The organism is Parvimonas oralis (assembly GCF_047608425.1).
In the GTDB taxonomy this organism is placed as follows: Bacteria; Bacillota; Clostridia; order Tissierellales; family Peptoniphilaceae; genus Parvimonas.
The window spans coordinates 489,141-512,659 of the sequence record NZ_JBLKRS010000001.1 but is presented as its reverse complement, the minus strand read 5'-3'; the positions used below and the strand labels follow the sequence as shown (position 1 = coordinate 512,659).

Genomic DNA, 23,519 nt, shown 5'->3' with positions numbered 1-23,519 from the left:
ATTATGAAAAAAACAAAAATAATATGTACAATTGGACCTGCTTCAGATTCAGTTGAAAGTTTAAAAGAATTAATGCTTTGTGGAATGAATGTTTGTAGATTGAATTTTTCACATGGAAGCAAGGAAGAACATCAAGTTAGAATTGATAATATAAAAAAGTCAAGAGAAGAATTAGATTTACCTATAGCGATAATGCTTGACACTAAAGGACCTGAAATTAGACTTGGAAAATTTAGTGTTGATGAAGTTGTTTTGAAAGCAGGAGATATTTATACTTTTACGACAGATGAGGTTTTAGGAAATCAAAATATTTGTTCTGTTTCATATAAATTATTACCAAACGATGTTAAAATTGGCGGAACAGTTTTAGTTGATGACGGTTTGGTAGAAATGGAAGTTATTTCAAAAACAGATAAAGAAATAAAATGTTTGGTAAAAAATAACGGAGTAATTAAGAGCAATAAAGGTGTGAATATTCCAAATGAAATAATACATTTACCTTCAATTACAGAAAAGGATAAGAGTGACATTTTATTTGCAATAAAAAATGATTTAGATTTTATTGCTGCTTCTTTTGTTAGAAAACCTGAAGATGTTTATGAAATAAGAAAAATTTTAGATGAAAATAATTCTGATATTAAAATTATATCTAAAATTGAAAATCAAGAAGGTGTTGAAAATATTGATAAAATTATAGAAGCATCAGACGGAATAATGGTTGCTAGAGGAGATTTAGGTGTTGAAATTAAAACGGAATTTATTCCAAAAATTCAAAAAGAAATTATTAGAAAATGTAATTTGATAGGAAAACCTGTAATAACTGCAACTCAAATGTTGGATTCAATGATTAGAAATCCTAGACCAACAAGAGCAGAGGTTACAGATGTTGCAAATGCAATTATTGACGGAAGTGATTGTGTTATGTTATCCGGTGAAACAGCTGCAGGAAAATATCCAAAGGATGCAGTTAAAGTTATGAATAATATAGCTATTACAACAGAAAATTCATTTGATTTTCAAAATAGTATAAAAAACAAAAACAGACATGACACTTTAAATACGATGAATTCAATTAGTTTATCTACAAAGGAAATTGCCGAGAACTTAAAAGCAAAAGCAATTATTTGTGCTACAGCTTCAGGAATTACGCCAGTATCAATTTCAAAATTTAGACCATTTGTTGATATTATAGCTGTAACATACTCTGAAAGGGTTAGAAGAAAATTGCAAATATTTTGGGGGGTTACTAGCTTGATATCTCAAAAATCAGATCATACAGATGAAGTAATTGAACGTTCAATATCAGCTACTTTAAATGCAAATTATATTAGTGATGGTGATACAGTTATTTTAACTGCCGGAATACCTGTAGGTGTAGCAGGAACAACAAATTTAATTAAAGTGCATACAGTTGGAAAAATTTTGATAAAAGGCTTTGGAATTGGAAAAGATTCAGTTACAGGAAAAGTTTGTGTAATAAATTGTGAAGATGATTTAAAAAATAAATTTAAAGATGGAGATATAATAGTATCTAAATTCACGGATAGAGAATATGTCGAATTTATTGATAGAGCATCAGGAATTATAGTTGAAACGGGAGGGTTAACTTCACACGCAGCAATAATTGCATTACATTTTAATATTCCAACAATTATTGGTGCTGAAAATGCAACAAATTTGATTAAAGATGAACAACTTGTAACAATAGATACTGTTGGTGGTTTAGTTTATGATGGTGATGTTAAAGTTCTTTAATTTTACTTTATTTTAAATATATGTTATTATATTACAGACGTTTAAATAAGGAGAAAATATTTTGATTAAATATGAAGATTTGCCTATAGAATTTCAAAATGATTCTGTAAAAAAATATTATGAAATAGTTTCAAAAAAGAGACTAAGTTTAGTTTTTAAGAGAATATTTGACATTATTTTTTCTGTTTTAATTTTACTGATATTATTTATTCCGATAGTTATAATTTCTATAGCTATAAAGTTAGATTCAAAAGGTAGTATATTTTATAGACAAGAAAGAGTTACAACATACGGTAAAAAATTTAGAATTTTTAAATTTAGAACAATGGTTTCAAATGCGGATAAAATTGGAACACTTGTAACTGTGAAATCAGATTCGAGAATAACTAAAGTTGGAAAATTTTTAAGAAAATATAGATTAGATGAATTTCCACAAATTTTTAATATATTTTTAGGAGAAATGAGTTTTGTTGGAACGAGACCTGAAGTAACAAAATATGTTGAAAGGTATTCTGATTATATGTATGCGACTTTATTGCTCCCTGCGGGACTTACATCATATTCCAGTATAAATTATAAAGATGAGGATGAAATAATATCAAAACACTTAGATAATGATTCAAATATTGATGATATTTATGTGAATTATATTTTACCGGATAAAATGAAGTATAATTTAGAATATATTGAAAGATTTTCTTTTTGGTATGATATAAAAATTATGTTCAAAACATTTTTATCTGTTTTTTTTGGAGGAAAAAATAATGAAGGTTAGTATTGGTGTAGTTGCCTTGAATGAGGAGAAAACTTTACCTTCTCTTTTTAAAGATTTTGAATTACAAACATATCCCCATAGCGAGATTGAAATAATTTTAGTTGATGGAATATCTACAGATAATACAAAAAAAATTATGCAAGATTTTAAAGAGAATAATGATTTTTTAGATGTTAAAATTATAGATAATCCAAAAAAGATTCAATCTGCAGGATGGAATATAGTGATAAGAAATTTTACAGGGGATGTTTTAGTAAGAATAGATGCACACTCATCAGTTCCAAAAGATTTTATAGAAAAAAATGTTAGAAATATAGAATCAGGAGAAGATGTTTCAGGAGGAAAAAGACCAAATATTATTGATGAGGATACTGCTTATAAAAAAATGCTTTTGGAAGCAGAGTCATCTATGTTTGGTAGTGGGATTGCACCTTTTAGAAATGCATCAGTAAAAAAATATGTAAAGTCTATGTTTCATGCAATGTATAAAAGAGAAGTATTGGAAAAAGTTGGATTTTTTAATGAAAAATTATTAAGAACTGAGGACAATGAATTTCACTATAGAATTAGAAAAGCTGGATATAAACTTTGTTATGATGATGATATTATTTCTTATCAACATACTAGAAATTCACTTTCAAAAATGATTAAACAAAAGAAAGCTAATGGAATGTGGATAGGACTTACGACTGCAGTTTGTCCTGAGTGTTTAAATTTATATCATTATATTCCTTTTGCTTTTTTAGTGGCACTTTTTGTATCAATTATTTCACTATTTTTTACTAAATACTTATTTTTAATGGTATTTGGTTCATATATTATAGTGAATATATTGATGTCTCTAAGTTCAATTTTTAAAGGAAAATTTAATCCTTATAATTTATTGCTTCCAATTGTATTTTTCCTTTTACATATAAGTTATGGATATGGCACACTGATAGGATTTTTAAAAATCCCATCATTTTTAAAAACATATAATAAGGAGGACTAGGCTATGATTTATGCTGGTATTCTTGCCGGAGGAATAGGTAGTAGGATGAATATTTCCAATATCCCAAAACAATTTTTAAATATTGGAGATAAACCTATAATAATTCATACAATTGAAAAATTTCTATTAAGTAACAAAATTGACAAAATTTATGTGGGAGTAAATCCTGATTGGAATTCCTATCTTGTTGATATAATAGAAAAAGATTATAATTATTTATCTGAAAAAATTGTTGTTGTAGATGGTGGTAAAGATAGAAATTCTACAATTTTAAATATTATTTCAGCTATTGATAATGATAATGGATTAACAGATGAAGATATTCTTGTGACACATGATGCAGTTAGACCTTTTGTTTCAATTAAAATGATTGATGAAAACATCGAAAGTTGCAAAAAATATAATATTATTGACACAGTAGTACCCGCTTTTGATACAATTGTTGTTTCTAAAGATGGTAAATTTATTTCATCTATTCCTGATAGAAAAACTATGTTTCAAGGACAAACTCCTCAAACATTTAAAATTAATAAATTTATGGAATACTATAATAAATTAACAGATGAAGAAAAAAATATTTTAACAGATGCTTGTAAAATATTTGTATTAAATGGAGAAAAAGTATTTTTGGTTAATGGTGATTTTTCAAATATAAAGATTACTACGGTAACAGATTTAAAGATAGCTAAAGCAATGTTAATGGAGATTTAAAATGATAAATAGAATTTTTCAATTAATGAAACCGGGTTTTATTTCAGTTAAATATGTTGATGAAAGCTTTTTAGGAGATAAAGTTATTGTAAAACCTTTATATGTATCTTTATGCCATGCAGATCAGAGATATTATTTAGGAAAAAGAGATCCGAAAGTATTAGAAAAAAAATTACCAATGGCTCCAATCCATGAATCTTGTGGTGAGGTTGTTTTTGATCCTACAAATACTTTTCAAGTTGGAGATTTAGTTTCAATGATTCCAAATACACCACCTTGTAATTTTGATGAAAGAATTTATGAAAATTATGTAAAAGGCTCATATTTTTTGTCAAGTGGTCATGATGGATTTATGAGAGAATTTGTAAAAATCTCTCCAGATAGACTTGTTAAGTTTAATAACATTGAGTTACCTGTAGCTTCTATTTTAGAGTTTATTTCGGTAGGTTTTCATGCTTATGATAGGTTTGTAAAAAACTCACTTGAAAGTAAAGAAACTATAACTATTTTTGGAAATGGAAGTTTAGGTTTTATTATGGCAAATGTTTTAAAATATAAATTTCCTAATAGTAAAATAGTTGTTGTCGGCAGAAACTTGGAAAAATTAAAAATATTTTCATTTGTTGATGAGGTATATTCAAGTGATGATATTCCTGAAGGTTTTTCTACAGATCATGGATTTGAGTGTGCTGGAGGACCCGGAAGTGAAGATGCTATTAATAACATAATAAAGTATATTAAACCTCAAGGTTCAATTATGTTGATGGGTGTTAGTGAAAATAAAGTTGCAGTTAATACTAGAGATATATTGGAGAAAGGATTAACATTAATTGGATGCTCCAGATCAGGAAGGATAGATTTTGAAGAAGCTATAAAAATGCTTGAAAACAAAAAAATTCAAAATAGATTTAAGTCTATTGTATTTGAAGATGATGAAATAAATAGTATTGATGATATTCACAGATTTTTCAAAAATGACTTAAATACTCCTTTTAAAACTGTTGCAAAGTGGAATATTTAATTAATAAAAATTTTATAAATTATGGAAGAAATAAATTTAAGAGAATTACAACTTAAGAGTTTAGAAATGGGAAAATATTTTGTCTCTTTTTGTGAAGAAAATAATTTATTATGTTATCTTTGTGGTGGTGGAGCTATTGGCAGTTTAAGACATTCTGGATTTATCCCGTGGGATGATGATTTGGACTTTTTTATGCCAAGAGAAGATTATGAAAAATTAGTTATGATATGGAATGAAAAGGCAAATACTAAAAAATATTCACTTGTTAAAGCTAATAAAGATTTAGTTGACCATAACCTTTTTATAACTATTAGGGATAACGAAACAACAGCTATAAAACCATATCAAAAGGGCTTAAATATATGTCATGGAGTAGCGCTTGATATTTTACCTCTTGATGGTTGTCCAAAAGGAAAATTTAAGCGAAAATTTCAAATTATGTGGGGACTTATTTATTCTCTTTTTTGTGCTCAGGTTTTACCTGAAAAGCATGGAGGCTTAAAGAAAAAAGTTTCTAAATTATTATTATCAATTTTTAAATCTAATAACATTAGATATAAAATTTGGAAGTTCGCGGAAAAAAAGATGACTAAATATAAAATTGATGATTCAAAATATATTACAGAGCTTTGTTCTGGACCGTATTATATGAAAAAGGTGTATAGAAAAGAATGGTTTGTAGATAAGAAGTATTTTGACTTTGAAGATACAAAAATGCCAATTCCTATTGGATATGATGGATATTTAAAAACTGCATTTGGAGATTATATGAAATTACCACCCAAAGAAAAACAAATACCGCATCATGATTTACTCTTTTTAGATTTAAAAAATAGCTATACAAATTATGAAGAAATTTGGAAATAAGGTGATTATTTGAAAAAAAAGAAAATATTATTTTTTTTATGGTCCTTTTCTTTAGGGGGAGGGGCTGAAAAAATATTATCAACAATTGTAAATAATCTTGATAGTGAAAAATATGATATTGATATACTTGAAATTGAGCATTTTGATAAGGGTTATGAGCCCGTTAGTGATAATGTAAGAGTATTAAAATCATGGCAAGATTATAGACAATCTAAGGTAAAAAGAGCTATTTTGTGGAGAATAAGAAAGTTTTTTCCAAATTTAGTAAGAAAAATAATGGTTAAAGAAAAATATGATATAGAAATTTCATTTACTATAATCAATCCTCCTTTTGAATTTTCAAAAGATGAGAATGTAAAAAAATTTGCTTGGATACATGGAAGTATTGAAGATTTTATGAAAGATTCTCAAAAAAGAAATAATCATAGAAAACATTTAGAGGAGGTTGATAAAATAATTTCTGTATCAGAAAAAACTAAAGAGTCTATAATTTCGGTTTATCCTGAGTACGAAGATAAAGTTTTAACTATTTATAATGGCTATGATTTTGATAGTATTTTGGGTAAATCAAATGAGGTTACAGATATTAATATTGAAAAAAATGCAATTTGTGTAATTGGTAGAATTGAAAACTTAAAAGGTTCATTAGAAGTCTATGAAACAATTAAAAAATTACACAAAAATTTAAATAAAAAATATCATTTATATTTTTTAGGGTCTGGAGAATTGGAAAATTATATAAAAGAGTTGGTAAAAAAAGACAATTTGGAAGATTATATTCATTTTTTAGGATATCAAAAAAATCCATATAAATATATTAAAAAAATGGATTTGATGTTTTCAATGTCTAAACAAGAAGGTTTTTCAGGTGCTATTGTTGAAGGATTAGCTTTAGGAATTCCTTTTATTTCTACAGATGTTGGAGGAGTAAAGGAACTTTCAAATAACGGTAAATTTGGTAGAATTGTAAACTCTATTGATGAAGCTTGTGAAAATATTGTTGACTTTTTTGAAACTTGTAGAATAGCGGATAAATCAGAAATGAAAAATTTTATAACAAAATTTACTATTCCAGAACAAATAAAAAATATAAATGAAATTATAGAATAATGGAGATAATTATATGAATATTACTTTTAAAAAATTTTATTCTTTAATTACAGCATTTTCTTTTATTTTCACTCTATTTCTTGGAGTGAGCTACTTATATACAGAGAGATTGGATATATTACTTTTTACATTATTATCCTTTTTTGTTAGCTTGATAATATTTTGTTTTACTGATATAAAGTATTATATAATACATTTATTTTTTTATATAACTATTTTTATATTTTTAGTTTCAAGACCTACAATAGATTATTTAAGAAATTATAGTTTTAATACTTATCAAAAAGATGCTTATGTTTTTGCTTTTATTATAGTTATGATTTCACTTTCTGGACTGTTTATTGGAGGAATTATTTCTAAAGCATTATTAAAAACTAAAAAAAATAAAAAATTAGATGATAAAAGTAGAAAAATAGAAAATATTATTTGGTTAAAAAATGTAAGAATTGTTTCACTTGCAGTATATATATTGACATATCCATTTTATACTTTAAGGCTAATTGAAAGGTTGATATTTAAGTTAAATACATCCTATTACACATATTATGCATCATTTAAAAGTAATTTGCCTTACTTTACATATATATTGTCGGTTTTTACAGTATATTCTATGTGTATATATTTGGCATCTAAACCAAACAAAAGAAATGCTACTATAGTGTTAATCAGCAACTTGTTTGCAAATGCAATATACTTAGTTATTGGGACTAGAAATCCATTTATTTTAACTTTGATATTTTCTTTTATATATTACTTTATAAGAGGACAAGAAGATATTAAAAATAAATGGATAGGAGTAAAAGAAAGGATATTAATTTATACAAGTCTTCCAATAATAATTGTTGGTATGGGACTTTTAAATTATGTCAGAGATAATGTTGAGGTTTCGAATTTTAAGATATTTGATATATTTGTAGATTTTATCTATAAACAGGGAACAAGTTTTGGAGTTTTAGCAAGAGGATTTTTGTATAATAGCAATATTGCTGTAAGAAGTTTTACAAATTTTACTTTTGGACCGATTATTGAATATTTTACTTATGGAAATTTTGGTAAGTTATTGTTTGATACAAAGCCATTTACAACTACAACGAATAGTATTGAATTAGCAATAAAAAGTAATAGTTATGCTCATAATATTTCTTATATAGCAATAAAAGATGATTATTTACAAGGGCATGGATTAGGAAGTAGTTTTATAATGGAAAATTATACTGATTTTGGATACTTAGGTGTATTTTTATTTAGTATATTTTTAGGTTTTTTATTTATAAGAATGCTTAATGTTTCTTATAAGAATAAAACTTTACGCTTTATTTGTACATTAATAATATTGAATAATTTGTTTTTTATGCCTAGAAGCAGTTTTTCAGAAAGTTTTTCAATATTACTTACATTCCAATTTTGGTTTATAGTTTTATTAATATTTGTAGTAGCAAAATTAATATCAAAAGATAATTGTTATACAATTTTTAAAATGAAGGAGATATGATATGTTTGAAAATTATTCATTTGGAGATTTACTATCCAATATATATAAAAAAAGAGTTTTAAATTTAGTAGCGTTTTTAGTACTGAGTGTTGTTTTGGTTTGTCCGTTGGTTTTACAAACGATAAACAAAAAAACAGTAGTAAAAGAAGGGGTACAATATTCTACTTATTTGGCTTATAAGATTACTGCTCCGGAAACTGACAATGCAAATGCACTATATGGTAGAAGAGGATATTCTGATTTTTATGAAAAATTACTAGTATCTAATTTAAATGGTGCTTATTTATTTAATGACGTAAGTGATAAAGAGTTATCACAAATGGCTAAAGAATTAGATACATCAGCCGTAACTTTAAAAAATTCAAATTTTGATTATTGGGACAAAAAAGTAGTAGTAAATTATATTTCAACTAATTTAGGCGTTTCTGTAAAAATTTTAACACCAAGTAAATTGGTAAATGATTTGATTGAAAAAAAATTTGATGAATTAATAAATAAATATAAATCTGTTTATAATAATGTTACTATTGAAAAAGTTGAATCTAATTATTCTAAAGAACTTAGTTCTAAAGAAAATATTAATAGTGGATATAGTATGAAAAAATTATTAGTAAAAGTTTTTGCAATTGAAATAGCATTAATAATTTTAGTTGCTATTATGAATTTTGTTATGTATATATTTGATCCAACTATTAACAGAGAAGGAGATTATAGAAAATATAATATAAAATTTGTTCAAGAAATAAAAAATAATAATGATTTGTTTGAAGTTCTGAAATATAAAATTAATAATGAAAATATTGAAGAATTAAGTATAATTAGTTCAAATTCAAATATTATTAATAAGTTAAATGATTGTAATATTGATAAAGTAAATATATTGAAAACAAATGACTTAAATAATATAATGAATTTAAAAAATGTTATATTAGTTGAAGAATATGGAATAACTAGATATTCATCTTTTGAAAAATTATTACAAAATTTAAAAAATTATGAAAAGAATATAATTGGAGTATTATCATATAAATTATAATTTAAAGTTAAAACCGGCTAATATTAGCCGGTTTTTGCTTACTAGATATTAATTACTTTTCCTGCATTGAAAAGAGTCTCATATATTGTGTACATATTACTTATTTCACCAACTAAAAGTTTTTCTTTTAATCCGAAGTAATCAAGACAAGTTCCACAAGAAATAATTTCCACTCCTTTTTCTTGAAGTTTTTGTAGGTCATCAATGCAAGGTGATTCTTCACAAGTTAATTTAACACCTGAATTAAAGAATACTAAAGTTTTAGGTAATTTTTCATATTCGCTTGATGTATAAATAAATCCTTTAATTAATAATTTTCCTAATTCTTCAGACCCATTTCCCATAAAATCTTTTGAAATTGCAATTACTGTACCTGATGAGTTCTCGATTGAACAAAAAGCAGCTGCTTCTTTTAATTCTGTATCTGTATTTTTTGAAACAAATACATTAAATTCATTATCAGAAATTTTTTCAAATCTAAAATCCAAATTGCTACTTTTTGCAAATTTTTCTAAATTTTTAACCGCAGTATCATTGTCAACTATAACTAAAAAATCTTTTTCTTCTGAACTTTCTATAGTTTTTTTAGTCAAAATTAAAGGTTGAGGGCAAGCTAAACCTTTTGCATTAATTTCTTTCATAATTTACCTCCAAAAAATTTAATTTATACAATGTAATTATACAATATAAATATTATTAATACAAGTTATTGTGTATATCGTATAATTTATGTTTTTATATATATTAATATAAAACTTTAAGTTTGAATAAAAATATTAAATTTGAAGTTAAATAAATTTTAAAAAAGTTATATAAATATAATTTTTTGTAAAAAGTAATGTTTAAATAGTCTATTCAGGGTATAATAGAATTAAAGGTCAAAGAAAGTCAAATCAAGGAGGAATTTATGGAATATAAAGATTATTATAAAATTTTAGGCGTCGATAAGAACGCGACTGATGCAGAAATAAAAAAAGAATATAGAAAGTTGGCAAAAAAATATCATCCTGATGTTAATCAAAATAATGAAGCTGCAAGTAATAAATTTAAAGAAATAAATGAAGCTTATGAAGTTTTGTCTGATAAAGAAAAAAGAAAACAATATGATATGTTCGGATCAAATTATAATTTTAGTGGTGGAGATAATTTTGACCCAAGAAATTATGGATTTAGTGCTTCCTATAGTGGAAGTGATATGGGTGGTTTTTCTGACTTCTTTAATATGTTTTTTGGTGGAAGTGGAAAAACTTCATCACATTTTAGCGGATTTTCAGGATTTGATGGTTTTACAAATTCAAATGCATATTCTGGAAATTCTTACTCAGGATTTGGAAGACAACCTCAAAGACAAAAATATGAAACTAGCTTGAATTTATCTGTTAAAGAAGCATATTCCGGAATAGAGCGAGTACTTTACGTCAATATAAATAATTCTCCTAAAAAAATAACTGTTAAGATACCTAGAGGAATTACAACAGGTAAAAAGGTAAAAGTCAATGGAGATAAGTATAAGCTTGATGGTGATATATATGTAAAAATAAATGTTATAAATGATGAATATAGACTTGAAGGTTTAGACTTAATAAAGACAGTTAGTTTATATCCATGGGAAGCATATTTTGGAGTTACAAAGGTTATTGAAACTTTAAACGGAAATGTTAGAGTTAAGATTCCTGCAAAGATAGAAAGTATGAAAAAAATAAGAATTTCAAACAAGGGATATACTGATTTAAAAGGAAAAACAGGAGATTTATATCTTGAAATAGTTATAAATAACCCTAAAAACTTATCAGGTGAAAAATTAGAATTATATAAAAAATTAATGGAAAAATAAGATTAAAATAATGATATTTAACTTATCTATTACAGAATGTATATGTTAAGTTGAATAAAGTTTTATTATTATGCAATAAATATTTAATTATGTTGAATTTAATTTTTAAGTGAAAAGTTAAATTCAAAAAAAGGAGGAGTATTATGAATTTAGAAAAATTTAGTAGTGATGCAATGAAAATTGTAGAAGAGTCTCAAAGTTTAGCAATAAAAAATGCAAATGTAGAAATATCAGATATTCATTTACACAAAGCTTTGATTGATAATGATAATATAATTATTAAAATTTTAAATATCATGAATGTAAATATAGATAATTATAGAAATGATGTAAAACTTGCATTTGATAATTTACCTTCACAATATGGAGATTCTAACATTTATCCAAATACCGTTTATCAAAGAATTTTGCTTAATTCCGAAGATGAAATAAAAGGAACAGGAGATAGTACAATTTTACCTGAACATATTTACCTTTCTCTTTTGAAAGAAAAGAATATAAAATCATCAGATATTTTTAGAAAGTATAATATAACATACAATTCTTTTAAATATGCTTTAATGGGAATTAAGAATATGAAAAATGAACATAAAGAGGGAAGTACAAGTGAAGAGTTGTTAAAATATGGAAGGAATTTAACCGAAGAAGCAAGAAATGGTAAACTTGATCCAGTTATTGGTAGGGATGAAGAAATAAGACATTCAATTAGAATTTTATCAAGAAGAACAAAAAATAATCCTGTTTTAATAGGTGAACCAGGAGTTGGTAAGACAGCTATCGTAGAAGGTTTGGCACAGAGAATTGTAAATAATGATGTACCTGATGGATTAAAAAATAAGATAATTTTTTCATTAGATATGGGAAGCTTAATTGCTGGAGCGAAATTTAGAGGAGAGTTTGAAGAAAGATTAAAAGCTGTTCTTGAAGAAATCAAAAATTCAGAAGGTGAAATAATTCTATTTATTGATGAAATTCATACTCTTGTTGGTGCAGGAAAAACAGATGGAGCTTTAGATGCATCAAATATGTTAAAGCCGATGCTCGCAAGAGGAGAATTGCATACAATAGGAGCAACAACACTTGATGAATATAGAAAATATATCGAAAAAGATGGAGCATTGGAAAGAAGATTTCAAAAAGTTTTAGTAAAAGAGCCTACTGTAGAAGATACAATTTCAATACTTAGGGGAATAAAAGAAAAATACGAAATTCATCATGGAATTAAAATAACAGATGCAGCTGTTATTGCTTGTGTAACTTTAAGTGATAGATATATTACTGACAGATTTTTACCAGATAAGGCTATTGACTTGATGGATGAAGCATCTTCTATGATAAGAACTGAAATTGATTCAATGCCTCAAGAAATTGATGATATGAGAAGAAAAGTTTTACAATTGGAAATAGAAAAGGCAGGTCTTGTTAAAGAAACAGACGAAATTAGTAAAAAGAGATTGCAAGATTTAGAGGAAGAACTTTCAAATGTGAAAAACAAGTACAATGTTGAACTTGCTAGATGGGAAAGTGATAAGAAAGATATTAATGAAATAAAAGCTGTAAAAGCGGAAATTGATTCTGTTAGAATTGATATTGAAAAAGCGGAAAGAGAGTATGATTTTGAAAAACTTTCTGAATTAAGATATGGAAAACTTGCAAATTTAGAATTAAAATTAGCTGAACTTAATGAAAAGAAAAAAGAAAAAGAAAGTTATTTAAAAGAAGAAGTTACTGAAGAAACAATAGCAGAAGTAATTTCAAAATGGACTAATATTCCGATAAAGAAGTTAGTCGAAGGTGAAAAAGAAAAATTATTGCATCTTGGAGAAATTTTGCATAAAAGAGTTGTTGGACAAGATGAGGCAATTGATTTAGTTAGAGATTGTATCTTAAGATCAAGAAGTGGATTAAAAGATGAAAATAAACCTATTGGTTCATTTATTTTCTTAGGTCCTACAGGAGTTGGTAAAACAGAATTAGCAAAAACATTATGTGAAAGTATGTTTGATAGCGAAAAAAATCTTGTTAGAATTGATATGAGTGAATATATGGAAAAACATTCAGTTTCAAGACTTATAGGAGCTCCTCCGGGATATGTAGGTTATGATGAAGGTGGACAACTTACCGAAAAAGTTAGAAGAAATCCATATTGTGTAATTCTATTTGATGAAATAGAAAAAGCTCATCCTGATGTTTTTAATATTCTATTACAAGTACTAGATGATGGAAGACTTACTGATAATCAAGGAAGAGTTGTAGACTTTAAAAATACAATTATTATTATGACTTCAAATATAGGTTCAATTTATTTATTAGATGGAATTGATGAAAATGGCAAAATAACAAAAGAAGCTGAAAATGAGGTTATGAAAGAATTAAAGAATTCTTTTAGACCTGAATTTTTAAATAGAGTTGATGATATAGTGTTATTTAAACCATTGCAAAAAGAAGAACTTTACAAGATAATTGATATGACTATTTCAGAAATTGAAAATAGATTACAAGATATAGGTGTAAAAATTAATTTAGATGAAGAATGTAAGAAATTAATTTTAGATTCAACATATTCATTTAACTATGGAGCTAGAATAATTAAAAGATATATACAAAAACATATTGAAACGGAAATAGCAACAAAGATAATTGAAGGTAAAATTACTCCAAATTCTACAATTTATTTTAAAAATATTGACGGAAAAATTTGTATTTCATAAATTTGTATTTTAAAAAGATAAAGAGCTAAGAAAATATTAGCTCTTTTATCTAATTTATTTAGAATTGATTGAAAAATATTAAAATAAATATTTGAAATAAAATACATTTTATGTTAAAATATAGTCGTATATTTAAGTTTAGGAGGAATATTATGGATCAGTTAACTATGCAATTAGTTATTATAGGTGGTTTTATGGTTATTGCTTATTTTCTTATGATTAAACCACAAAAGAAAAGACAAAAAGCCATAATGGATATGAGAGATAATTTGAAGATAGGGGATAATATAATTACTATTGGAGGTATAAAAGGTAAGATTGTTGAACTTAGCGATACTGAAGTTGTAATTGAGACATCTGATGATGGAACAAAAATAGAATTTATTAAATCTGCTATTCATTCTGTCGTTAGCAAATCTGAAGAGTCTTCTGTTGAAGAAGATGATGAAGAGGAAGATAGTGAAGAAAATTAGTTTTTATTAAATAGACGGATTTCGTCTATTTTTTCTTTATAGATAGTATAAAAAGGAGGTATTTATGAAAAGATGGTTTATTAAGTCTGATAATGGATTGACTAAAGAAAATTTTAAAAATAATAGTGAATTTTCTTATATAACTTGTCAACTTTTAGCAAATAGAAAAATTGACTATAAAAATGTAAAAAATTTTTTATATCCTGATTATAAATACCTTCATAACCCTTTTTTGATGAAAGATTTAGATACAGCAATCGAAATTCTAGTTGATGCAATAGATAATAATTTACATATACAAATTGTCGGTGATTATGATCAAGATGGTAATTCTGCAACAGTTGTTTTAATGAAAGGTCTAGGTTTTTTTACTGATAATATAAGTTTTGCTATTCCTCATAGAATAGAAGATGGTTATGGTATTTCAAAAGGAATTGTAGATAATGCTAAAAAGAATGGAGTAGATTTAATTATAACTTGTGATAATGGAATATCAGCTTTTGAAGTGGCGGATTATTGTAATTCTTTGAATATACCAATGATAATAACAGATCACCATCAAGTGTGTTTTGACAATGAAGGAAATCAAATATTGCCTAAAGCTAGTGCTGTTATTAATCCTCATAGAGTAGATTGTGAATATCCGTTTAAAGAATTATGTGGTGCCGGTGTAGCTTTTAAATTAATGCAGGCATTATATGATGAGTTAGGTGGAGATGAAGATTATTTAATAGACTTACTACAATTTGTTTCAATGGGAACAGTTTGTGATATTGTTGATTTGGTTGATGAGAATAGATTTTTTGTGAAAAAAGGATTAGAAATACTAAATTCAAGTGATAATATTGGAATAAATAAGTTAAAAGCAGAAAATGAAGTTGGAAAGATTACAACTACTTCATTAGGATATAAATTAGGACCTTGCATTAATGCTGCTGGTAGACTAGAATCTGCAAGTATAGGTGTAGAGTTGTTTTTAGAAAAAAATGAAGAAATAGCTGGTAATTATGCAAAAAAGTTGGTTGAGTTGAATGAAAAGAGAAAAGATTTAACTAATGAAGCTTATTCCAGAGTAAATTCAAAAATTAGAGATAATAAGTATTTTGATGATGATATTATTGTAGTATATGATGATAAAATTCATGAATCAATTGCAGGAATTGTTGCAGGAAGAATAAAAGATTATTATTATAAACCCACTTTAGTTTTTTCTAATGCAAAAGAAGATGGTATTTTAAAGGGAAGTGGCAGAAGTATTGAAGATTATAATATAATTTCAAAACTTAGAGATTTTTCAAATCTTTTTGAAAAACTGGGAGGACATGCTATGGCAGCCGGTTTTTCAATAAAGAAAGAAAATTTAGAAATATTAAGAAATGAATTAAATAAAAATTCAGATTTGATTTTAGAAAATTTTATAGAAAAAGTTAAGATAGATTGTTCTTTGGACTTTAAATTATTAAATTATAATATTGTTGAGGAATTAAAGTTATTGGAACCTTATGGCAAGGCAAATCCGGAACCTTTATTCGGTGCGAAAAATGTAGAAATTAAGTCGATTTCAATAATAGGTAAAAATAAAAATGTTATAAAGTTAGTCTTGAGTCAAGATGATTTAGAATTTAGCGGAATTATTTTTACAAATTTTGAAAAATATATTAAATATTTTAATGAAAAGTTCAAAACTAATGACATTATATCAGAACAGAATAATATTAAAAATAAATTTATAGATATTTTATATACTCCTGTAATTAATGAGTATATGAATACTAAATCTATTCAATTACTTATAAAAGATATAAGGTAGGAGGTGAGCAAAATGTTAGAGGAATTATTATCAAAAATTAAAAGTTATAATCCAAATGCTGATGTTGAAAAAATTACAAAGGCATATAATTTTACTAAAGAATGTCATGAAGGTCAATTTAGGAATTCGGGAGAACCATATTTTATTCATCCGGTAGCTGTTGCTAATATTTTAGCAGATTTATATATGGATGATTCGACAATTATCGCCGGGCTTATGCATGATGTATTAGAAGATACTGAAGTTACATTCGAACAGATGGCAGAAATGTTTGATGAGGAAATTGCAAATCTTGTAGATGGAGTTACAAAACTTAAGAAGATAAAGTATCAAAGTAAGCAAGAATCTCAAGCAGATAATTTAAGAAAAATGCTATTAGCTATGAACTCAGATATTAGGGTTATAATAATAAAAATTGCTGATAGACTTCATAATATAAGAACTTTAGAATATATGAAAAAAGCTAAGCAATTGGAAAAGGCTAAAGAAACATTAGAAATTTATGCTCCACTGGCTTATAGATTAGGTATGAGTAATGTTAAATGGGAACTTGAGGATTTATCTTTAAGATATTTAGAACCTGAAATTTATTATGACTTAGCTGAAAGGGTTAAGAAAAAGAGAAGTGAAAGAGAAAAGATTATAAATGATATAATTGAAGAAATAAGGATAAGTCTTAAAGAGCACAATATTCAAGGAGAAATTAGCGGAAGACCAAAAAGTTTATATAGTATTTATAAAAAAATGTATAAACAAAATAAAAGTTTTGATGAAATTTTTGATTTAACTGCAGTTAGAATTATAGTTCCAACTATTAGTGATTGTTATGCTGTTTTAGGAATAGTTCATTCTAAGTGGAAACCAATTCCTTCAAGATTTAAGGACTATATTGCTGTTCCAAAGCCCAACTTATATCAATCTTTGCATAATACTCTAATTAGTAATTCTGGTGATGTTTTTGAAGTTCAAATAAGGACTTTTGAAATGCATAAAACAGCAGAATATGGTATTGCTGCGCATTGGAAGTATAAAGCAGGTGTTGATAGAAGTACTAGTTTTGATGATAAATTAACTTGGCTTAGACAGCTTATGGATTGGCAAAGAGAAGTAAATGACAATAGAGAATTTATTACTTCTTTTAAAGAGGACTTTGTTTCCGATGAAGTTTTTGTTTTTTCACCAAAAGGAGATGTCATAAATTTAATAGCTGGGGCAACTCCAATAGATTTTGCTTATAAGGTTCATACTGCAGTTGGTAATAATTGTGTTGGTGCTAAAGTTGATGGTAGAATTGTTCCATTAAATTATAAATTAAAAAATGGAAATATTGTAGAAATACTTACTAATCCAAATTCATCTGGACCAAGTAAAGATTGGCTTAAGATAGTTAAGTCCTCTCAAGCAAGAACAAAAATAAAACAATGGTTTAAAAAGGAAAATAAGGCTTTAAATATTGTTCAAGGTAGAGATATGCTTGAAAAGGAAGTTAGAAGATTAGGATTTACTTATAGTAAGATATTAAAAGAAGATTGGCTTTTACAAATAGCAAAGAAATTAAGTTTTAATACTATTGACGAAATGTATGCAGCAATAGGTTTTGGAAGTATTAACTTAAAACAAATTATTCCAAGATTAAAGGAATTTTATAGTGATTACTATCAAGAATCTGCTGATGATATAATAAATAAAGTAAAAAGTGAAAAATCTTCTAGTAAATATAATTCTAAAGGCGTTATTGTAAAAGGTATTGATAATATAGAAGTTAGTTTTGCAAAATGCTGTAATCCGCTTCCAGGCGATGAAATAGTTGGTTATATAACAAAAGGTAGAGGAATTTCTGTTCATAATTGTAATTGTCCTAATGTAAAAAATGTTGAAAACCGAGATAGACTTATTGCTGTTGAATGGACTAATACTAAAAATTTATATTATAAAGTAGAAGTTGCTGTTATATCTTTAGATCAAGTTGGCGCATTGGCTGATGTAGCACATATTATTTCGGAGTCTAAATTGAATTTAGTAGGGATAACTGCAAAAACAGGAAAGGATAAAACTTTTATTACAAATATTATAGTTGAAATAAAAAATATAGACGAATTAGAAAGATTAATCAATAAAATAAAATCTTTAAAGGGTATACTAGACGTATATAGGGTACGTGCTTAATGAGAGCTATAATACAGAGAGTTAATTTTGCAAGTGTAGAAGTTGACAAAAAAGAAGTTTCCAGAATAAAAAAAGGACTTCTTCTTTTTGTCGGTTTTGGTAAGGAAGATACGGATGTTGATTTAAAATATATTTTTAAAAAAGTTTTAAATCTCAGAATCTTTGAAGATCAAAATTTTAAAATGAATTTGTCTGTTTTAGATAAAGGATATGAAATATTAATTGTTTCACAATTTACACTTTATGGAGATTGTAGAAAAGGAAATAGACCTAGTTTTGATAATAGTTTATCCAGTATTGAAGCTAAAAGGAAATATGAGGAATTTTTAGAACTATTTTATGATAATCATATTGTAGTAAAAACGGGAAAATTTCAAGCTGACATGAAAGTATTATTGGAAAATGATGGACCAGTTACAATTCAATTGGATTCTAAAAAGTGTTACTAGGAGATAAAGATGAATATAAAAAGGATTGTTGTTGGAGTATATGCAGTTAATTGTTATATAGTATATAATAATGAAAAAAAAGGCTTTATAGTTGATCCGGGTGGAGATAGTGAGGACATAATTAAGTTTATTGAACAAGAAAATATAAACTTAGAGTTTATATTACTTACTCACGGACATGCAGATCATATAGGAGCTGTAAATATAATAAAAGAAAAATTTAATGTACCAATTTATGCCAGTATAAAAGAAAAAGATTTACTAAAAGATCCTATTATAAATTTATCAAAGTCAATTCCACCTTTTAAAAATATAGAGTTAATAGCTGATAGATGGCTTTATGATGGAGAGGTAATTGATTTTTATGGAGAAAAACTTTATATAATGGAAACTCCAGGGCATACAGTTGGTAGTATATGTATTCTTATGGGGAATGTTATGTTTTCAGGAGACACATTATTTAGAACGAGCATAGGAAGAAGCGATTTACCCACTGGAAGTTTTGACGAAATAATTAATTCAATAAAGAAACTATATGATTTAAAAAAAGATTATAGAGTATTACCTGGTCACGGTGCAGAGAGTAATTTACGATTTGAAAAGGAAAATAATCCATTTATGAAAAATATGAATAATTAACAGGAGATACAAGAAATGTATGATATTATAGTGATAGGTTGTGGGGTGATTGGCGCCAGCGTTGCCTATGAATTATCTAAGTACAATCTAAAAGTTTTAGTTTTGGAAAAGGAAATTGATGTTGCTGATGGAACAACAAAAGCTAATAGTGGAATTTTGCATTCAGGTTATGATCCAGAACCAGGAACCTTAATGGCAAAGTTAAATGTGGAAGGTTCAAGAAGAATTAAAGAATTAGTAAAAAAATTGGATGTCCAATACAATGAGTGCGGCTCTTTAGTTTTAGCTTTTAATGAAGAAGATGAAAAAACATTAGAAAAATTATTAGATAATGGTATTAAAAACGGCGTTGAAAATTTAAGAATAATTGATAAAAAAGAAATTGAAAAAATTGAACCTAATATAAATAAAACTGTTACTAAAGCATTGTATTCACCAGGAGCTGGAGTTATTGATCCTTGGGAATTATGTATTGCAATGTCACAAGTTGCTGTTTCTAATGGGGTTGAAATAAAATTAAATAGTGAAGTTGTAGATATTATAAAAGAAGATGATACATTTTTAGTAAAAACAAATGATAATACATATAAATCTAAATATATAGTAAATGCAACAGGAGTAAATTCAGATAAAGTTCATAATATGGTTTGTGATAAGGAATTTGAGATAATTCCTTCAAAAGGACAATATTTTATTTTGGATAAGAGTCAAAAAGATCTTGTTAAACATGTACTATTTCAATGTCCATCTAAAGTTGGTAAAGGGGTTTTGATTGCTCCTACATCACATAATAATATCATTATAGGACCAAATGCTGAAAGTAATTCAGAATTTTCTGATAAATCTACAACTTTTGAAGGATTAAATGAAGTAAAGGAAAAAGTTTCAAAAACTATTTCTAATGTTCCATACTGGGAAAATATAAATAATTTTTCAGGATTAAGAGCAAACAGTACAGAGGCTGATTTTATAATCAGAGAATCTAAAAGTTGTAAAAATTTTATTGACTTGGCAGGAATAAAATCTCCAGGGTTGGCTTCTTGTGCAGCTATTGGATTAATGTGTTTAGATATTTTAAAAGACATCGGTGTGAACTTTATAGAAAAAGAAAATTATATAGATAGTAGAAAAATTATTAGAATAAAACATTTATCACCTGAGGAAAGGGCTGAAAAAATTAAAGAAAATCCTCTTTATGGAAATATAATATGTAGATGTATTACTGTTTCTGAGGGAGAAATTATAGATTCTTTAAAAATGCCTTTACCTCCTAGAACTCTTGGAGCTGTTAAGAAAAGAACAGGAGCCGGTATGGGACGATGTTTAGGTGGATTCTGTGGTCCAAAAGTATTAGATATTATTTCAAGAGAATTAAATATTCCTCCTGAAGAAGTCTATAATACAAATTTTGGAAGTTATATAATAACAGGAAGAACAAAAGAAGGGGAGAAAAATGTCTAATATAGAAAATTATGATTTGGTGGTTATTGGAGGCGGACCTGCTGGACTTGCAGCTGCTTGTGAAGCCAAGAAAAATGGAATAGATAAAGTATTAATTTTAGAAAGAGATAAAGAAGCAGGGGGAATTTTAAATCAATGTATTCATAATGGTTTTGGATTACATTATTTTAAAGAAGAATTAACAGGACCAGAATATGCTCAAAGATTTATAGATTTAGCAAAAGAATACAATGTTGAGATTAGATTAAATTCAATGGTTCTTGATTTTGATGAAAATAAAATTATTCATGCGATAAGTAAAGATTATGGATATCAAGTAATACAAGCAAAAGCAATTATACTTGCAATGGGATGTAGAGAAAGAACTAGAGGGGCTATCTCTATTCCAGGTGATAGACCTTCTGGAGTTTTAACTGCAGGATCTGCTCAGATGTATGTTAATATGCAAGGACTTATGTGTGGGAAAAAGGTTGTAATTTTAGGATCTGGAGATATTGGATTGATTATGGCAAGAAGGCTATCTTTAGAAGGTGCAGAAGTCATTGCATGTGTTGAACTTATGCCATATTCAAATGGGCTAGCAAGAAATATAGTTCAATGTTTGAATGATTATAACATCCCTTTGTTACTTTCACATACAGTTACTGATATAATAGGAAAAGATAGACTTGAAAAAGTCGTTATTAGTAAAGTTGATGATAATAGAATACCTATAAAAGGTACTGAAATAGAATTGGAATGTGATACATTGTTACTTTCTGTCGGACTAATTCCAGAAAATGAAATTACTCGTGAAATTGGGATTGATATTGATTCAAGAACTAAAGGAGCTTTTGTATTTGAAAATATGGAAACAAGTATGGATGGAGTTTTTGCTTGTGGAAATGTATGTCATGTCCATGATTTAGTTGATTTTGTTACAGGAGAAAGTCAAAAAGCAGGAAGAGCTGCCGCAAAATATATTTTAGAAAATTCTAATTCTAATTTTAGAAAAATTGAAATTCTAAATGGGGAAGGAATTTTTTATACTGTTCCTCAAAATATAAGAGTTGAAAATATGGAAAATAGATTGGAAATATTTTTCAGAGTTAAAAGTGTTGAAAAAAATATTGTAATTTCAGTTGCAGATGAGAATGGAAATCTTATAAAAGAATTTAAAAGACCTCATGTTGCACCTGCAGAAATGGAAAAAATTGCCTTAACAAAAAAGCAAGTAGAGTCTGTTACTACTGATAAGATTGTTATTTCAATGATAAAGGGAGATGAATAATAATGAAGGATATAGTATGTATTGTTTGTCCGGTTGGTTGTAGAATATCTGTTGATGAAGAAAATGATTATAAAGTAATCGGAAATAAATGTCCAAAAGGTTCAAATTATGGAAAGAAAGAATTAACTTTTCCAACTAGAACTATCACTTCTACTGTGAAGATAAAGAATGCCATTCACAATAGATTACCTGTTAAGACTTCATCAGAAATTCCTAAAAATATGATTTTTGATATTATGAGAGAATTAAATAAAATTGAAGTTATTTCTCCAATAAAAGTTGGCGATGTTATTTTAGAAAATGTATTAGATACTGGTGCAAATATAGTTGCAAGTAGAGATATGTAATTTATTATAAAATTAGTTGAAAATAAAAATAATATATGTTATAATAAATAAAAATATTCTTTTAAGTTAAGAGTGGGTCATCCCACTCTTTCGTTTTAGTTTAATTAGTAGTTGAAAGGAGATAAAATTGAAAAAAGAAACTGAATTATTAAACACTATTAAAGACACATTTACAAATATATTTTTAGAAAAAGGTATATATTTTGTAGATGTAGAATATGTTAAAGAACCAAGGGGATATGTGCTCAGAATTTTTATTGATAAAGATGGTGGAGTTGATTTGGATTCTTGTGAAATTGCAAGTAATTTAATTAGTGATTGGCTTGATGAAGTAGATCCTATAGAAGATTCATATTTTTTAGAAGTTTCATCTCCTGGAGCAGAAAGAGAAATTAAAAATGATGAACAACTAAAAACATTTATTGGGAAAAAAATTTTAGTAAAAAGTTATAAAAAGATAAACAATGAGAAAGAATTTATAGGAAATTTGAAATCTTTTGATAATGAAAAATTAACTTTAATAATTGGCAAATCAAGTTTTGATTTTTTGAGAAAAGATATTGCTATAATTAAATCACAAATTGAAATTTAAGGAGAAGAT

21 protein-coding genes are annotated in these 23,519 nt (G+C 26.4%); 20 read left to right on the top strand and 1 reads right to left on the bottom strand.

All coding sequences use genetic code 11. The features are described from left to right. The first annotated feature begins 3 nt into the window (after window positions 1-3). The 9 genes from pyk (at window position 4) to tarQ (ending at window position 9,758) form a co-directional block, all read left to right on the top strand. Entirely contained in the window at window positions 4-1,755 is a 1,752-nt protein-coding gene (gene pyk, locus ACMX2D_RS02530) for a pyruvate kinase (RefSeq protein ID WP_414972587.1), read from the top strand. 61 nt (window positions 1,756-1,816) lie between these two features. Next, the gene (locus ACMX2D_RS02525; RefSeq protein WP_414970696.1) at window positions 1,817-2,530 is read left to right on the top strand and encodes a sugar transferase; all 714 of its coding nucleotides are present in this window, start codon (window positions 1,817-1,819) and stop codon (window positions 2,528-2,530) included. Beyond that, the gene (locus ACMX2D_RS02520; protein ID WP_414972586.1) at window positions 2,520-3,521 is read left to right on the top strand and encodes a glycosyltransferase family 2 protein; all 1,002 of its coding nucleotides are present in this window, start codon (window positions 2,520-2,522) and stop codon (window positions 3,519-3,521) included. The genes ACMX2D_RS02525 and ACMX2D_RS02520 overlap by 11 nt, the downstream gene beginning before the upstream one ends. Before the next feature lie 3 nt (window positions 3,522-3,524). Further along, a complete protein-coding gene (locus ACMX2D_RS02515; RefSeq protein WP_414970699.1) occupies window positions 3,525-4,232 on the top strand; it encodes an IspD/TarI family cytidylyltransferase in 708 nt (235 codons plus the stop codon). A 1-nt stretch (window position 4,233) separates the two neighbouring features. After that, entirely contained in the window at window positions 4,234-5,253 is a 1,020-nt protein-coding gene (locus tag ACMX2D_RS02510; protein WP_009448801.1) for an alcohol dehydrogenase catalytic domain-containing protein, read from the top strand. 66 nt (window positions 5,254-5,319) lie between these two features. After that, on the top strand, window positions 5,320-6,120 hold the full coding sequence (locus ACMX2D_RS02505; protein ID WP_414972585.1) for a LicD family protein: 801 nt from the start codon (window positions 5,320-5,322) through the stop codon (window positions 6,118-6,120). A gap of 9 nt (window positions 6,121-6,129) precedes the next feature. After that, a complete protein-coding gene (locus tag ACMX2D_RS02500; protein ID WP_414972584.1) occupies window positions 6,130-7,230 on the top strand; it encodes a glycosyltransferase in 1,101 nt (366 codons plus the stop codon). 13 nt (window positions 7,231-7,243) lie between these two features. After that, window positions 7,244-8,722 (top strand): O-antigen polysaccharide polymerase Wzy family protein, encoded by a 1,479-nt coding sequence (locus tag ACMX2D_RS02495; RefSeq protein WP_414972583.1) that lies wholly within the window; start codon window positions 7,244-7,246, stop codon window positions 8,720-8,722. Window position 8,723: 1 nt separating this feature from the next. Further along, window positions 8,724-9,758, top strand: coding sequence for a teichoic acid biosynthesis protein TarQ (tarQ, locus tag ACMX2D_RS02490; RefSeq protein ID WP_414972582.1), 1,035 nt, complete (start codon window positions 8,724-8,726; stop codon window positions 9,756-9,758). Between the two features lie 41 nt (window positions 9,759-9,799). Here tarQ and yedF read toward each other — a convergent pair whose 3' ends face one another. Then, complete coding sequence (gene yedF, locus ACMX2D_RS02485) at window positions 9,800-10,399, bottom strand: sulfurtransferase-like selenium metabolism protein YedF (protein ID WP_414972581.1); 600 nt, start codon at window positions 10,397-10,399, stop codon at window positions 9,800-9,802. Window positions 10,400-10,665: 266 nt separating this feature from the next. Here yedF and ACMX2D_RS02480 point away from each other — a divergent pair, with 266 nt between their 5' ends. The 11 genes from ACMX2D_RS02480 (at window position 10,666) to rimP (ending at window position 23,510) form a co-directional block, all read left to right on the top strand. Continuing rightward, window positions 10,666-11,592 carry a DnaJ domain-containing protein gene (locus ACMX2D_RS02480; RefSeq protein WP_004833301.1) on the top strand — a complete coding sequence of 309 codons (927 nt, stop codon included), beginning with the start codon at window positions 10,666-10,668 and terminating at the stop codon, window positions 11,590-11,592. Window positions 11,593-11,735: 143 nt separating this feature from the next. Beyond that, window positions 11,736-14,303, top strand: coding sequence for an ATP-dependent Clp protease ATP-binding subunit (locus tag ACMX2D_RS02475; protein ID WP_414970706.1), 2,568 nt, complete (start codon window positions 11,736-11,738; stop codon window positions 14,301-14,303). A 152-nt stretch (window positions 14,304-14,455) separates the two neighbouring features. Beyond that, window positions 14,456-14,776, top strand: a complete 321-nt coding sequence (yajC, locus tag ACMX2D_RS02470; RefSeq protein WP_009448507.1) for a preprotein translocase subunit YajC — start codon at window positions 14,456-14,458, stop codon at window positions 14,774-14,776. Window positions 14,777-14,840: 64 nt separating this feature from the next. After that, on the top strand, window positions 14,841-16,586 hold the full coding sequence (recJ, locus tag ACMX2D_RS02465; RefSeq protein ID WP_414970708.1) for a single-stranded-DNA-specific exonuclease RecJ: 1,746 nt from the start codon (window positions 14,841-14,843) through the stop codon (window positions 16,584-16,586). 12 nt (window positions 16,587-16,598) lie between these two features. Further along, window positions 16,599-18,752, top strand: coding sequence for a RelA/SpoT family protein (locus tag ACMX2D_RS02460; protein ID WP_414970709.1), 2,154 nt, complete (start codon window positions 16,599-16,601; stop codon window positions 18,750-18,752). Continuing rightward, window positions 18,752-19,201 carry a D-aminoacyl-tRNA deacylase gene (gene dtd / locus ACMX2D_RS02455; RefSeq protein WP_414970710.1) on the top strand — a complete coding sequence of 150 codons (450 nt, stop codon included), beginning with the start codon at window positions 18,752-18,754 and terminating at the stop codon, window positions 19,199-19,201. The genes ACMX2D_RS02460 and dtd overlap by 1 nt, the downstream gene beginning before the upstream one ends. A 9-nt stretch (window positions 19,202-19,210) precedes the next feature. Further along, window positions 19,211-19,840, top strand: coding sequence for an MBL fold metallo-hydrolase (locus tag ACMX2D_RS02450; RefSeq protein ID WP_414972580.1), 630 nt, complete (start codon window positions 19,211-19,213; stop codon window positions 19,838-19,840). A 15-nt stretch (window positions 19,841-19,855) separates the two neighbouring features. Then, window positions 19,856-21,301, top strand: a complete 1,446-nt coding sequence (locus tag ACMX2D_RS02445) for an NAD(P)/FAD-dependent oxidoreductase (RefSeq protein WP_414970712.1) — start codon at window positions 19,856-19,858, stop codon at window positions 21,299-21,301. After that, a complete protein-coding gene (locus ACMX2D_RS02440) occupies window positions 21,294-22,571 on the top strand; it encodes an NAD(P)/FAD-dependent oxidoreductase (protein WP_414970713.1) in 1,278 nt (425 codons plus the stop codon). The genes ACMX2D_RS02445 and ACMX2D_RS02440 overlap by 8 nt, the downstream gene beginning before the upstream one ends. Before the next feature lie 2 nt (window positions 22,572-22,573). Further along, window positions 22,574-22,918, top strand: coding sequence for a DUF1667 domain-containing protein (locus ACMX2D_RS02435; protein WP_009448932.1), 345 nt, complete (start codon window positions 22,574-22,576; stop codon window positions 22,916-22,918). A 127-nt stretch (window positions 22,919-23,045) separates the two neighbouring features. Next, on the top strand, window positions 23,046-23,510 hold the full coding sequence (gene rimP / locus ACMX2D_RS02430; protein WP_009448738.1) for a ribosome maturation factor RimP: 465 nt from the start codon (window positions 23,046-23,048) through the stop codon (window positions 23,508-23,510). Window positions 23,511-23,519: the final 9 nt, after the last annotated feature.

What these genes read in the sequence shown, in the direction of transcription:
- pyk (WP_414972587.1), top strand. Translation starts at nt 4, where the DNA reads ATGAAAAAAACAAAAATAATATGTACAATTGGACCTGCTTCAGATTCA.
- ACMX2D_RS02520 (WP_414972586.1), top strand. Translation starts at nt 2,520, where the DNA reads ATGAAGGTTAGTATTGGTGTAGTTGCCTTGAATGAGGAGAAAACTTTA.
- ACMX2D_RS02515 (WP_414970699.1), top strand. Translation starts at nt 3,525, where the DNA reads ATGATTTATGCTGGTATTCTTGCCGGAGGAATAGGTAGTAGGATGAAT.
- ACMX2D_RS02510 (WP_009448801.1), top strand. Translation starts at nt 4,234, where the DNA reads ATGATAAATAGAATTTTTCAATTAATGAAACCGGGTTTTATTTCAGTT.
- ACMX2D_RS02505 (WP_414972585.1), top strand. Translation starts at nt 5,320, where the DNA reads ATGGGAAAATATTTTGTCTCTTTTTGTGAAGAAAATAATTTATTATGT.
- ACMX2D_RS02495 (WP_414972583.1), top strand. Translation starts at nt 7,244, where the DNA reads ATGAATATTACTTTTAAAAAATTTTATTCTTTAATTACAGCATTTTCT.
- tarQ (WP_414972582.1), top strand. Translation starts at nt 8,724, where the DNA reads ATGTTTGAAAATTATTCATTTGGAGATTTACTATCCAATATATATAAA.
- yedF (WP_414972581.1), bottom strand. Translation starts at nt 10,399, where the DNA reads ATGAAAGAAATTAATGCAAAAGGTTTAGCTTGCCCTCAACCTTTAATT.
- ACMX2D_RS02480 (WP_004833301.1), top strand. Translation starts at nt 10,666, where the DNA reads ATGGAATATAAAGATTATTATAAAATTTTAGGCGTCGATAAGAACGCG.
- ACMX2D_RS02475 (WP_414970706.1), top strand. Translation starts at nt 11,736, where the DNA reads ATGAATTTAGAAAAATTTAGTAGTGATGCAATGAAAATTGTAGAAGAG.
- yajC (WP_009448507.1), top strand. Translation starts at nt 14,456, where the DNA reads ATGGATCAGTTAACTATGCAATTAGTTATTATAGGTGGTTTTATGGTT.
- recJ (WP_414970708.1), top strand. Translation starts at nt 14,841, where the DNA reads ATGAAAAGATGGTTTATTAAGTCTGATAATGGATTGACTAAAGAAAAT.
- ACMX2D_RS02460 (WP_414970709.1), top strand. Translation starts at nt 16,599, where the DNA reads ATGTTAGAGGAATTATTATCAAAAATTAAAAGTTATAATCCAAATGCT.
- dtd (WP_414970710.1), top strand. Translation starts at nt 18,752, where the DNA reads ATGAGAGCTATAATACAGAGAGTTAATTTTGCAAGTGTAGAAGTTGAC.
- ACMX2D_RS02450 (WP_414972580.1), top strand. Translation starts at nt 19,211, where the DNA reads ATGAATATAAAAAGGATTGTTGTTGGAGTATATGCAGTTAATTGTTAT.
- ACMX2D_RS02445 (WP_414970712.1), top strand. Translation starts at nt 19,856, where the DNA reads ATGTATGATATTATAGTGATAGGTTGTGGGGTGATTGGCGCCAGCGTT.
- ACMX2D_RS02440 (WP_414970713.1), top strand. Translation starts at nt 21,294, where the DNA reads ATGTCTAATATAGAAAATTATGATTTGGTGGTTATTGGAGGCGGACCT.
- ACMX2D_RS02435 (WP_009448932.1), top strand. Translation starts at nt 22,574, where the DNA reads ATGAAGGATATAGTATGTATTGTTTGTCCGGTTGGTTGTAGAATATCT.